This window comes from Nonomuraea sp. NPDC049625 (genome assembly GCF_040675285.1).
Classification (GTDB): domain Bacteria; phylum Actinomycetota; class Actinomycetes; order Streptosporangiales; family Streptosporangiaceae; genus Nonomuraea; species Nonomuraea angiospora_A.
Genome location: NZ_JBFAOQ010000007.1, coordinates 498115 through 510487, shown reverse-complemented (window position 1 = coordinate 510487; position 12373 = coordinate 498115). Strand labels below are relative to the sequence as shown.

13 protein-coding genes are annotated in these 12373 nt (G+C 70.5%); 7 read left to right on the top strand and 6 right to left on the bottom strand.

What is annotated here, in order from left to right; genetic code table 11:
• Positions 1–55: 55 nt before the first annotated feature.
• Positions 56–1282, bottom strand: coding sequence for an MFS transporter (locus AB0J87_RS31435; RefSeq protein WP_363970881.1), 1227 nt, complete (start codon positions 1280–1282; stop codon positions 56–58).
• Between the two features lie 45 nt (positions 1283–1327).
• On the opposite strand from AB0J87_RS31435, the gene AB0J87_RS31430 reads away from it, so the two are divergent.
• Genes AB0J87_RS31430 through AB0J87_RS31410 form a run of 5 tightly spaced genes read left to right on the top strand, consistent with a single transcriptional unit; the run spans position 1328 to position 8338 of the window.
• Positions 1328–4822, top strand: coding sequence for a nitrate reductase subunit alpha (locus AB0J87_RS31430; protein ID WP_363970879.1), 3495 nt, complete (start codon positions 1328–1330; stop codon positions 4820–4822).
• A complete protein-coding gene (narH, locus tag AB0J87_RS31425; RefSeq protein WP_363970877.1) occupies positions 4822–6429 on the top strand; it encodes a nitrate reductase subunit beta in 1608 nt (535 codons plus the stop codon). The genes AB0J87_RS31430 and narH overlap by 1 nt, the downstream gene beginning before the upstream one ends.
• Positions 6426–6992 (top strand): nitrate reductase molybdenum cofactor assembly chaperone, encoded by a 567-nt coding sequence (gene narJ / locus AB0J87_RS31420; protein ID WP_355197250.1) that lies wholly within the window; start codon positions 6426–6428, stop codon positions 6990–6992. The genes narH and narJ overlap by 4 nt, the downstream gene beginning before the upstream one ends.
• Positions 6989–7669: a respiratory nitrate reductase subunit gamma gene (gene narI / locus AB0J87_RS31415; protein WP_363970874.1), complete on the top strand. Its 681-nt coding sequence runs from the start codon at positions 6989–6991 to the stop codon at positions 7667–7669. The genes narJ and narI overlap by 4 nt, the downstream gene beginning before the upstream one ends.
• A gap of 48 nt (positions 7670–7717) precedes the next feature.
• Positions 7718–8338, top strand: coding sequence for a phosphotransferase (locus tag AB0J87_RS31410; RefSeq protein WP_363970872.1), 621 nt, complete (start codon positions 7718–7720; stop codon positions 8336–8338).
• 7 nt (positions 8339–8345) lie between these two features.
• Here AB0J87_RS31410 and AB0J87_RS31405 read toward each other — a convergent pair whose 3' ends face one another.
• Together AB0J87_RS31405 and AB0J87_RS31400 are read right to left on the bottom strand one after the other, a co-directional pair.
• Positions 8346–9011: a phosphotransferase gene (locus tag AB0J87_RS31405; RefSeq protein ID WP_363970870.1), complete on the bottom strand. Its 666-nt coding sequence runs from the start codon at positions 9009–9011 to the stop codon at positions 8346–8348.
• Between the two features lie 10 nt (positions 9012–9021).
• A complete protein-coding gene (locus AB0J87_RS31400) occupies positions 9022–9522 on the bottom strand; it encodes a GNAT family N-acetyltransferase (RefSeq protein WP_350725569.1) in 501 nt (166 codons plus the stop codon).
• 61 nt (positions 9523–9583) lie between these two features.
• Between AB0J87_RS31400 and AB0J87_RS31395 the strand changes: the two genes are divergently transcribed.
• Positions 9584–10663: a serine hydrolase domain-containing protein gene (locus AB0J87_RS31395; RefSeq protein ID WP_363970868.1), complete on the top strand. Its 1080-nt coding sequence runs from the start codon at positions 9584–9586 to the stop codon at positions 10661–10663.
• A gap of 85 nt (positions 10664–10748) precedes the next feature.
• Entirely contained in the window at positions 10749–10964 is a 216-nt protein-coding gene (locus AB0J87_RS31390; RefSeq protein ID WP_363970866.1) for a hypothetical protein, read from the top strand.
• Between the two features lie 63 nt (positions 10965–11027).
• Here the strand turns inward: AB0J87_RS31390 and AB0J87_RS31385 are convergent, their stop codons facing one another.
• From AB0J87_RS31385 to AB0J87_RS31375, 3 genes are read right to left on the bottom strand one after another with little or no spacing between them, the layout of a single operon-like run.
• Complete coding sequence (locus AB0J87_RS31385; protein WP_350725575.1) at positions 11028–11435, bottom strand: hypothetical protein; 408 nt, start codon at positions 11433–11435, stop codon at positions 11028–11030.
• A complete protein-coding gene (locus tag AB0J87_RS31380; RefSeq protein ID WP_185068507.1) occupies positions 11432–11680 on the bottom strand; it encodes a hypothetical protein in 249 nt (82 codons plus the stop codon). Before AB0J87_RS31380 ends, AB0J87_RS31385 begins: the two co-directional genes overlap by 4 nt.
• Before the next feature lie 54 nt (positions 11681–11734).
• Positions 11735–12358, bottom strand: coding sequence for a TetR/AcrR family transcriptional regulator (locus AB0J87_RS31375; RefSeq protein ID WP_363970864.1), 624 nt, complete (start codon positions 12356–12358; stop codon positions 11735–11737).
• Positions 12359–12373 lie beyond the last annotated feature (15 nt).

Genomic DNA, 12373 nt, shown 5'->3' with positions numbered 1-12373 from the left:
GCACCCCGGATCGGCAAACGGTTTTCGAGCAGCTGGAACGTACGAAAACCCGCCACTAGAGCGTCCGGAATGCCCGGTGCGTGTACGTGAGCGCCGCCAGCGCAGTCACCGCCAGCAGCAAATACCCCACCGTGTACGCCCCCGTCGCGGTGAAGACGACCCCCATCACCAGCGGCGGGAAGTACCCGCCCAACCCTCCGGCGGCCCCGACGAGCCCGGTCACCGTCCCCACCCTGGACGCCTCGACCAGCCTGGCCACCAGCGCGAACACGCCGCCGGTCCCGAGGCCCAGGAAGAACGCCATGAGCACGAAGCTCAGCCCGGCGGGCACCTCGGGCGGCGGCCTCAGGGCCAGCACCAGCGCCATCACCACGGTCCCGCCGAGCGCGACGAACAGCACCCTGACCGGCCCGATCCGGTCGGAGAGCGCCCCGCCCAGCGGTCTCGACAACACGGCCGCGATCGAGAACCCGGCTGTACGCAGCCCGGCGTCGGTCTGAGCGAAGCGGTACACGTTCTGCAGCAAGGTCGGGAGATAGGTGGAAAAGGCTACGAAGCCGCCAAAAGTCACCGCATAAAGGAATGCGCACTGCCAGGTCGCCTTGATCCGCACCGCCTCCCGCATCCCACGCAACGCGGCCGCCCCCGCGACCGATCCGGCCGGCGCCCCCGCGACCGACCCCGCTGACGCCCCTGCGGAGGACCCCGCAGGCGACCACGCGGGCGAGTCCCGGCTGCCGCCCAGCATGATCACCCCCATCAGCGCCAGCACCGCCGCCATCAGCACATGAGCCCCCGCCCGCCCGAACTCCTCCACCAGCCGCGGCGTGCAGAACGAGGACAGCGCCGTGCCACCCATGCCCGCCCCGAAGACCCCGGTCGCGAACCCCCGGCGCGCGGGCTCGTACCAGGCGTTCACGAACGGGATGCCGACCGCGAACGACGTCCCCGGAATCCCCAGCAGGAACCCCCAGAACAGCGCCCACCCATACGAACCGGACCACCCTACGAACAGCACCGGCACGATCGACACGAAGCAGACGGCCGCGAACATCCGCCGCCCGCCGAGCCGGTCGGTGAGCACCCCCACCGGGATCCGCCCCAGCGCCCCCACCACCACCGGGATCGCCACCAGCAGCGAGGTCTGGGTCGGCGACAGCCCCAACTGCCTGCTGTAGCTCCCGGACAGGGGCCCGATGAGGTTCCAAGCCCAGAACGTCACCGCGAACGCCGCGGTGGCCAGGGCCAGGTTCGACATCTGACCTTTACGAAGCTCAGACATACACCCTGTGTAACAGAGAGTCACTATGTGTGATGAAGTGGGGGTATGAGTGTGGAGGAGCTCCTGCTGAAGACCGGTCGCTATCTGCGCAGGTCGGTCACCAGCGCCGATCTGCACACCCTCTACCTGAAAGGCGGCGTCGAAGGAGACATCTTCTACCGTGACCGGTGGAGTCACGACAAGGTGGTCCGCTCCACGCACGGCGTGAACTGCACGGGCTCGTGCTCGTGGAAGGTGTTCGTCAAGGACGGCATCATCACCTGGGAGGCGCAGGAGACCGACTACCCGAGCGTGGGCCCCGACCGCCCCGAGTACGAGCCGCGCGGCTGCCCGCGCGGCGCCGCCTTCTCCTGGTACACCTACTCGCCGACCCGGGTCCGCTACCCGTACGCCCGGCGCGTCCTCGTCGAGATGTACCTGGAAGCGAAGAAACGCCTGAACGGCGACCCCGTGGACGCATGGGCATATGTCGTGAAAAACCCGTTGAAAAGGCGTCGCTACCAGTCCGCCCGAGGCACCGGCGGCCTCGTCCGCGTCACCTGGGACCTCGCCACCGAGATGATCGCCGCCGCCCACGTCCACACCATCCAGCGGTACGGCCCCGACCGGATCGCCGGCTTCTCCCCCATCCCCGCCATGTCGATGGTCTCCCAGGCGGTCGGCTCGCGGTTCCTGTCGCTGATCGGCGGCGCCATGCTCTCCTTCTACGACTGGTACGCCGACCTGCCCGTGGCCTCCCCCCAGGTGTTCGGCGACCAGACCGACGTGCCGGAGTCGGCCGACTGGTGGGACGCCGCGTACCTGATCATGTGGGGCGCGAACGTCCCCGTCACCCGCACCCCCGACGCGCACTGGATGGCCGAGGCCCGCTACCGGGGCCAGAAGGTCGTCGTGGTCTCCCCCGACTACAGCGACGCCGCCAAGTTCGCCGACGAGTTCGTCAGCGTGCGGCCCGGCACGGACGGCGCGCTGGCCATGGCCATGGGGCACGTGCTGCTGAAGGAGTTCTTCGTCGAGCGCGCGACGCCGTACTTCACCGACTACGTCAAGCGCTTCACCGACCTGCCGTTCCTCGTCCGGCTCGAGGAGCGCGCGGGCGCGTACGTGCCCGGCAGGTTCCTCACCGCCAAGGACCTGGGCTCCCAGGAGGAGGCGGCCGAGTGGAAGACCGTGCTCATGTCGGAGGCCGGCGAGCCCGTCGTGCCGAACGGCTCGGCCGGCTTCCGCTGGACCGAGTCCGGCAAGGGCCGCTGGAACCTCGACCTCGGCACCGACCCCAAGCTCACCCTGTACGGGGGCGAGCCGGCCGAGGTCCTGCTGCCGCGCTTCGACGGCGGCGGTTCGGTACGCAGGGGCGTCCCGGCGACCAGGGTCGGGGAGCACCTGGTGACCACGGTGTTCGACCTGCTGCTGGCCCAGTACGGGGTGGCGCGCGACGGGCTCCCGGGTGTCTGGCCGGCGGGCTACGAGGACGCCGGGGAGCCGTACACGCCGGCCTGGCAGGAGGAGATCACCGGCGTGCCCGCCGGGAGGGCGGTGAAGATCGCCAGAGAGTTCGCGAGGACGGCCGCGTCGACCCGGGGTCGATGCATGATCATCCTCGGGGCGGGCACCACGCAGTGGTTCCACGGCGACACGATCTACCGGGCGTTCCTGTCGCTCCTCCTGCTGACCGGCTGCCAGGGCCGCAACGGCGGCGGCTGGGCGCACTACGTGGGCCAGGAGAAGTGCCGGCCCCTGGGCGGCTGGGCGCTGCTGGCGGGCGCTCTCGACTGGGCGCGGCCGCCGCGGCAGGTCCCGGGCACGCCGTACTGGTACCTGCACACCGACCAGTGGCGCTACGACCACTTCGACGCGGGCGACCTGGCCTCGCCCCTCGGCCCCGGCACGTTCCGCGGCAAGCGCACCGCGGACCTGGTGGCGGAGGCCGTCAGGAACGGCTGGATGCCGATGGCCCCGACGTTCGACCGCAACCCCCTGGAGCTGGGCGACGCCGACGACCCCATCGCGTACACGCGCGAGGAGCTCCGCTCGGGCCGGCTCGGCTACGCCGCCGAACGCCCGGACGACCCGCGCAACTGGCCCCGCGTGCTCATGCTCTGGCGCTCGAACCTCCTCGGCTCCTCCGCCAAGGGCAGCGAGTACTTCCAGCACCACCTGCTCGGCGCCATCTCGAACCTGGAGGACGCCGACAACCGGGCCCCGAGCGGCAAGCTGGACCTCCTGGTCACGCTCGACTTCAGGATGACGTCCTCGACGATCTTCTCCGACATCGTGCTCCCGGCCGCCACCTGGTACGAGAAGCACGACCTGTCGTCCACGGACATGCACCCGTTCGTGCACGCGTTCAACCCGGCGATCAGCCCACCCTGGGAGACAAAGACCGATTTTTCGGCCTTTCATGCCATCGCTCGCACCTTCAGCAAGCTCGGCGAGAAGCACCTCGGCATCCGCAGGGACGTGGTCGCGACGGCGTACCAGCACGACACCCCGGGCGAGCTGGCGATGGGCGGCGGGCCCGAGCTCAAGGTGGTGGAGCGCGACTACGGCGCCATCGCCGAGAAGCTGGCGGCGCTCGGCCCCCTCACGGAGAAGCTGGGGATCCCGGTCAAGGGCGTGACGTTCATGCCCGACGAGGAGGTGGCCTGGCTGGGCCAGGCGTGCGGCCTGGTGCCGCGCGGCGCGGCCAAGGGCCGGCCGGAGCTCGACACCGACGCCAAGGCGTGCGAGGCGATCCTGGCGCTGTCGGGCGTCAGCAACGGCAGGCTGGCCGCGCAGGGCTTCAGGCAGCTCGCCGAGCGTACGGGCACCGACTTCGAGGACCTGGTCAACGTGTGGCACCGGATCGTCTTCTCCGACACCCAGGCCAGACCGGTGCAGGTCGCCGCCAGCCCCGAGTGGTCCGGCAAGGAGTCGCACGAGCGCCGCTACTCCCCCTTCACGATCAACGTCGAGAACGGCAAGCCCTGGCACACGCTCACCGGCCGCATGCACTTCTTCCTCGACCACGACTGGATGCACGAGTACGGCGAGTCGCTGCCGATCTACCGCCCGCCGCTGGACCTGGCCGCGCTGTTCGGCGAGGCCGGCACGCTGCGCTATCTGACCCCGCACAGCAAGTGGTCGATCCACTCCGAGTTCCAGGACAACCTGCTCATGCTGTCGCTGTCGAGGGGCGGCCCGACGATCTGGATGTCGGTCGAGGACGCGGCCGGGCTCGGGATCGCGGACAACGACTGGATCGAGGCGGTCAACCGCAACGGCGTGGTCGTGGCCAGGGCGATCGTCTCGCACCGCATGCCGAAGGGCACGGTGTACATGTACCACGCGCAGGAGCGCCTGATCGACGTGCCCAAGTCGGAGGCGACCGGCCGCAGGGGCGGCATCCACAACGCGCTGACGAGGGTGCTCATCAAGCCCACCCACATGATCGGCGGCTACGCCCAGCTCTCGTACGGCTTCAACTACTTCGGCCCCACCGGCAACCAGCGCGACGAGATCACCACCATCCGCCGCAGATCACAGGAGGTGCGCTTCTGATGGCCACGATCATGGCCCAGATCGCCATGGTGATGAACCTGGACAAGTGCATCGGCTGCCACACCTGCTCGGTCACCTGCAAGCAGACCTGGACCAACCGGGCGGGCGTCGAGTACGTCTGGTTCAACAACGTCGAGACCCGACCCGGCCAGGGCTACCCGAGGCGCTACGAGGACCAGGAACGCTGGCGCGGCGGCTGGACGCTGGACAGAAAGGGCAGGCTCAAGCTCAGGGCGGGCGGCCGCCTCCACAAGCTGCTCACCATCTTCGCCAATCCCCTCATGCCCGCGCTCCGGGACTACTACGAGCCCTGGACGTACGACTACGAGAACCTCATCAAGGCGCCCCTCTCCGAGGACGTCCCCGTCGCGCCGCCCAGGTCGCTCATCAGCAACCGGCCCACCAAGATCGAGTGGAGCGCCAACTGGGACGACGACCTCGGCGGCGACCCCTCGCCCGACCCCGTGCTCGCCAAGGTGTCGGACCAGGTCAAGCTCTCCTTCGAGCAGGCGTTCATGTTCTACCTGCCGCGCATCTGCGAGCACTGCCTCAACCCGTCGTGCGTGGCCTCGTGCCCGTCGGGCGCCCTGTACAAGCGGGCCGAGGACGGCATCGTGCTGGTGGACCAGGACAAGTGCCGGGGCTGGCGCATGTGCGTGACGGGCTGCCCGTACAAGAAGATCTACTTCAACCACAAGACCGGCAAAGCGGAGAAGTGCACGTTCTGCTACCCGCGCGTGGAGGTCGGGCTGCCGACGGTCTGCTCGGAGACCTGCGTCGGGCGCCTGCGCTACCTCGGGGTCCTGCTGTACGACGCCGAACGCGTGGCGGCGGCCGCCTCGGTGGCCAATGAGCGCGATCTGTACGAGGCCCAGCTGGACCTGTTCGTCGACCCGTACGACCCGGCGGTGGATGCCGCGGACCTGCCCGCCGACTGGGTGGAGGCCGCGCGGCGATCCCCGGTGTACGACCTGATCAAGAAATATCGGATAGCACTGCCGTTGCACCCGGAGTACCGCACCCTCCCGATGGTCTGGTACGTCCCGCCGCTCTCCCCCGTCGTGGACGCGCTCGCCGAAGGCGGCCACGACGGCGAGGACGCGGTCAACCTGTTCGCCGCCATCGAGTCGCTCCGCATCCCCGTCGGCTACCTGGCCGAACTGTTCTCCGCCGGCGACCCGGCGCCCGTGACCGCCGCGCTGCGCCGGCTGGCGGCGATGCGCTCGTACATGCGCTCGGTCAACCTGGGCGAGCCGCCCGTCCTGGCGGAGACGGGCCTGTCGGAGGAGCAGATACGCGACATGTACCGGCTGCTGGCGCTGGCCAAGTACGACGAGCGGTACGTGATCCCGACCGCCTACGGGAACATCCCGCCCGGGATCGTGGAGGAGGGCGGCTGCAGCCTCGACTACGACGGCGGGCCCGGGATGCAGGGCCCGTTCGGCGAGGCGTCGGGCCGGCCCGTCCCGGTATCGGTGGAGACCTTCCACAGCCTGAAGCAGCGCCAGACCAGCGAGGAGGTCACCCACGACCGGGTGAACCTGCTCAACTGGGACGGCCGCGGCGCCCCCGCCGGCCTGTTCCCGACCAAGAGGAGAAGACCATGAGCAGCGCCGTCGTGGGGGCCGTCGTCTGGCAGGCCGCCGCCCACCTCCTCGCCTATCCCGACGAGCGGTTCTGGCACCGGCTCCCGCTCATCAAGGAGGCCGCCGAGCCGCACTTCGGGACGTTCCTGGCGCGCGTCTCCGACCTCGGGCCCGGCGAGCTGGCCGCGCACTACGTGGAGACGTTCGACCTGCACCGGCGCTGCTGCCTCTACCTCACCTACTACACCGACGGCGACACCCGCCGCCGCGGCCGGTCGCTGGCCGCGCTGAAACAGCGCTACCGGGCGGCCGGGTGGGAGCTGATGGACGACGAACTGCCCGACTTCCTGCCGGTGCTGCTGGAGTTCGCCGCGCTCGATCCTTCGGGCGCCGAACTGCTCAGGGAGCACAGGCTGGGGCTGGAGCTGCTGCTCACGGCCCTGACCGACTGCGACTCGCCGTACGCGTACGTGATCGGCGCGGTGTGCGCGGCCCTGCCGCCGATCACCGCCGCCGAGCGGCTCCAGGCCACGCGCCTGGCCCAGGCCGGGCCGCCGGCCGAGACCGTGGGAGGTTACCTGTGAGCTGGGCGGAGAGCACGCTCTGGGTGGTCCTGCCGTACCTGACCCTGCTGGTCTTCGTGGGCGGGCTGATCTGGCGCCACCGGTACGACAAGTTCGGCTGGACGACCCGCTCGTCCCAGCTCTACGAGAGCCCGCTGCTGCGCGTGGCCAGCCCGCTGTTCCACTACGGCCTGGTCTTCGTGATCGTCGGCCACGTGACCGGCCTGCTCATCCCGGCGAGCTGGACCGACGCCATCGGCGTGTCCAACGCCGCCTACCACCTGAACGCCCTGGTCTGGGGCGGGCTCGCGGGCCTGGTCACGCTGGTGGGGCTGGCCCTGCTGATCTACCGCCGCCGCGCCACCGGCCCGGTGTTCATGGCGACCACGGCCAACGACAAGGTGATGTACGCGGTGCTGGCCGCCTCGATCGTGGCGGGCGTGGTGACGACGGTCACGGGTTACGTGCCGAGCGACGTCAGCTACCGGACCACGGTCGCGCCCTGGTTCCGCGGCATCTTCATCCTCCAGCCGGACGCCGCCGCGATGCGTCAGGCCGACGTCCTTTACAAGGTGCACACGCTCATCGGGATGGCACTGTTCGTACTTTTCCCGTTCAGCCGCCTGGTGCATGCTCTTTCCGCCCCGTTGGGCTATTTGTTCCGTCCTTACATCGTGTATCGGAGTCGCACGCGATAGCGTGCCGGAGCGTCTGGCAGGGGCGGGAGTAGGCCAGAATCGACCCTTGTGAAGCACGGGTACACCAACAGCACAGTCGGCGACGGCGCCCTGGTCGTGAAGTGTTACCAGGGTCCGGAGGCGGCGTTCCGGCTGGGCACGGAGAGCAGATACCTGCGCCGGCTGCGCGGCCGGCTCCCGGTCCCCCGCGTTCACCAGGTCACCTCGACCAGCCTGACCACCCGCTTCGTCTCCGGCGCCCACGGCCAGGACCTCATCGACGAGGGGCACGGCGCCGAGGTGCTCGCCGAGTGCGGCCGGGTCCTGTCCGGCATCCACCGGCTGGGCATCGTGCACGGCGACTTCGGCCCGCAGAACATGCTGTTCGACCCGGCCACGTTCCGGACGACCGCGATCCTCGACTGGGAGTGGGCCCACCCCGGGCGCCCGGTCGAGGACCTCGCGTGGTGCGAGTGGATCATCCGCAGCCACCACCCGGAGCACGTTCCGCTGCTCTCGCGCTTCTTCGCCGCCTACGACGGGCCCGTCCCCTCGTGGGAGGAGCGCCGGGAGGCCATGGTGGCACGCTGCCGCGACCTGATCGACTTCTGCGCCCGCTGGGAGCCCGGCGGGGCAGCCGAGAAGCTCTGGTACGAACGTCTCGAAACCACGGCCGCCTGGACGGAGTAGCAGCGCCTCACCGCAGGCCGCGGATCAGCTCCACCGCCGCGTCCACCAGCCCGGCCTCCCGCTCGGTGAGCGCCTTGTCGGCGGCCCGGCGCGCCCCGGCCCGGTCGAGCCCTTCACCGAAGTCCATGGCGGCGCCCAGCCCGGCGACCAGCGCGACGAGACCCCGCCGCGCCACCTCGGCGAACTCGACCTCGTCCACGGCCGCCTGCGCGAAGATCACCGCGGACATCGCGCAGTCGAACCCGGGCGGCCCGTCCTGGCTGTTGCACCAGTCGATCACGACCGGGCCCCGGGGCGTCAGCATGACGTTGTCGGGGTGCAGGTCCAGATGGAGCACCCGGTCACCGGGGTCGGCGGACGCCAGCGCCGGGATCTCGTGCAGCCGCCGCAGCAGCCCCGCGATGATCCCGCCCGCCTCCTCGGCCGTGATCTCCCCGTCGGACAGCGCCCGCAACATCGTCGGCCCCGACAGCCGCCCCATCACCAGCTCGGTGGCCGCCCCCGCGTCGGGGTAGAGCTCGGGCACCGGGTATCCGTGGCCGGCCACGTGCGCGATGACCGCCGCCTCCCGCCGCGCGTCGATCGGTATCCGGTAGCGGCGCAGGACCCGCTCGTCGTCGATCGCGTACACATCCGCCGTGCGCCCGGACCCCAGCAGCTCGCCGACCTCCATGCGGCGCAGCCTACCGACGCTGGCCGTAGACGTGGACCGGCTGGCCCCGGTACTCGGTATCGCGCAGGTGGGAGTGCCCGATGCGTTCGGCGACGGAGACGGACCGCGCGTTGCCGGGCAGGATGAGCGAGATCACTTCCGTCGCGCCGAGCGTGCCGAAGCAGTAGTCGAGGGCCGCCCGTGCCGCCTCGGTGGCATAGCCCTTGCCCCAGTGGTCGCGGGCCAGGCACCAGCCGACTCCCAGCCCCGGGAAGCCGTAGGGCCGCCAGGGCCCCGCCCGCCCGGCGAACCGGCCCGTGGCCTTCTCGACCAGCGCCCAATGCGAGTAGCCGCGGATCTCCCTGTGCCCGATGAACGTGGCGAGGCTCCGCCAGGCGTCGGCCCGGGAGGTCCCCACGCTCTCCGCCAGCCCGTCCGCGACCTCGGGATCGGCGAGCATCCTGGCGTAGTCGTCGAAGTCATCGCCCGTCAGCGGCCTCATGACAAGTCGTTCCGTCTCGAGCACGACCATGACCAGGAGTATGCCAAAAAATCCGTGGCCCGCCCGCGGGGCGCCGGGCTACTTTCCGTCCATGGCCGAGATCCATGGTGTGTGCGAGGACCGCTTCGGCGAGGTGCGCGAGCTGCTGGCCGCCTCCCTGGACAAGGACGACGTCGGCGCCTCGGTGGCCGTCCACGTGGACGGCGAGGCGGTGGTGGACATCTGGGGCGGGTACGCCGACGCGGCCCGTACCGTCCCCTGGGAGCGCGACACCATCACCAACGTCTGGTCCACCACCAAGCCGATGACGGCGCTGTGCGCGCTGATCCTCGCCGACCGGGGCGAGCTCGACCTGGCCGCGCCGGTCGCCGCCTACTGGCCGGAGTTCGCCGCCGCGGGCAAGGAGCGGGTGCTCGTACGCCACCTGCTCTCCCACACCGCCGGCCTGCCCAGCTGGGACGAGCCGATGACGGTCGAGGACCTCTACGACTGGCGGCTGGCCACGACGCGGCTGGCCGGGCAGGCGCCGCGCTGGGAGCCCGGCGCCGAGGCCGGATACCACGCGATCACCCAGGGTTTCCTGGTCGGGGAGGTCGTCCGCCGCGTCACCGGGCGCAGCCTGGGCGCCTTCTTCGCCGAGGAGGTGGCCGGGCCGCTGGGGGCGGACTTCCACATCGGCCTCGCCGCCGGGCACGACCCCAGGGTCGCCCCCGTCATCCCGCCCCCGACGCCCATGGAAGCCCCGCCCGACCTGCCCGCCAATCCCGTACTGCGGCCCGAGGAGGCCAACACCACCCCCTGGCGGCGCGCCGAGATCCCGGCCGGCAACGGGCACGGCAACGCCCGCTCGGTCGGCCTCGTACAGTCGGTCCTGGCCTGTGGCGGGACGCTGCGCGGCGTGCGGCTGCTGTCGGAGGAGGGCTGCGCGCGGGCCGTCGAGGAGCAGTTCCGGGGCTTCGACCGGGTCCTGGGCACGCGGATGTGGTACGGCATGGGCTACGGGCTGCTGGAGCCGCGTACGTGCTTCTGGGGCGGGATGGGCGGCTCGCTGGTCGTGATCGACCTCGACGCCCGCATGACGGTGGCGTACGTGATGAACCGGATGCTCAGCCAGGGCGACGACCGCGGCATGGGTTTCCTGCTGGCCGCCTACCAGGCGCTGTCCTCCTGACGCATTTGTGGCCGCTCTATAGCAGTCTTGTAGGGCCGTCCATGATCGTTGTATGCGGAACCCCCGGAGGAAGGGAAGATCACGCATGCGCGTTCGTGCAGGTATCGTCGCCGCGGGCATCGCGGCGCTGGCCGCCATCGGCATCGCCGCCCCCGCCCAGGCCGCCAGTTGGACATACATCGGCGAATACACCAGCTACAGCAAGTGTGTGGACATGGGCCAGTCGTACCAGCGTGAGGGCTGGGACGAGTACAAGTGCACGCTCAACGGCACCGGCTGGTACTACCTCTGGGTCAGGTAGTCCCCGATTCCCGGCGGCGCCTCCTCGCGAGAGGGGGCGCCGTTCGCGTGCCGGGACGCCGCTCTAGGAGACCTGGCGGGACTCGTCGTTCGCGCTGCTGCGGATCTGCTGGATGCGCTGCTTGGTCAGGCCGAGCAGCTCGCCGATGTCCCCGTCCGACAGGCCGAGCTCGTGCATGTGCTTGACGCGCTTCTTGAGCGTGCGCGTGTAGTCCTCGGCGATCGCGGCGGCCTGGCGCTGGAGGGCGGCGAAGTCGTCGAGGTCCTGCTCCGACAGGCCGGGCAGCGCGTAGTGGTAGACGGGCTTGGGCGCCTGCGGGCGGTCGGCGAAGAGGAACGGCAGCCCTTCGGCGACGTCCCCGTGCAGCTCCTTCAACGTGCGGGCGGACATGCCGCCGGCCACGCCGTCCACCTGGGCCAGCCACAGGCTGCCCGCCAGGGTGATGTGAACGTCAACGCGGTCCGCGGTCATGGATCCTCCAGCCAGTCGTCACCGAACAGGTGCGCGAGCCCCCGTTCGAGGGAGTCCACCAGGTGCGGGGTCTCCCCAGGGTAGAGCGGGACGATCGCGCGGGCCGCGACCCGGCCCTCGGCGTCCCACAGCAGGAGGAATCGCTGGCGTTTCGTCGTTTCCGCCCAGTCGCAGCGCAAGCCATGGGTGTGGGAGAGCCCGATGATCCGATCGCGGATGGCCGCATAGTCGTCTCGTTCCACCACACGCGGCAGACTATATAGCTTGCCCGCTACCGACAAGGGACCTTGTCGGCGAGATTAGTCAGCACCCCAGGCGTCGAGGAACGCCCGGACCGCGGCGCGGGCCAGCTCTCGCAGCTCGCCCTCCGGGATCGTGCGGGTGCCCATCTGGGAACGGGCCTCCAGCGGACCGACGAGCAGGGCCATGAACTGCTCGGCCGCGATGTCGGGATCGGCGGCGCGCAGGCGCCCCGCGAGCGCGAGCCGGGCCATCCGATCGGCGAGGGCCTGGTTGAGGCGGTCCGGGCCGCTCTCCTTGACGATGTCGAGAATGTCGGGAAAGCGAAGGATCTCCGAGTAGAGCAGCCGGCGCAGCGCGCACGAGCGGCCGTCGGTGTGCAGGCGCAGCAGCTCGTCGGCGACACCCTCCAGCGTGGCACGCAGGTCCTCGCCCGGGTCGGCCAGCGGCTCCAGGGCGGCCAGGCGGGCGTTCAGCGTCATCTGCGCGGCGGCCTCGACGGCGCTCCTGAACAGGGTGGCCTTGTCCGTCATGTGGTTGTAGACCGTCGGCTTGGCCACGCCCGCCTCGTCCGCGATGTCCTGCACGCACGCCTGCGCATAGCCGAGCCGGGCGAACACGGCGAACGCGCCCTCCAGGATCGCCTGCCGCTTGTCGATGCGCCCGCGCGTGGTGGTGGCCATGCCTCCGAATTGTAC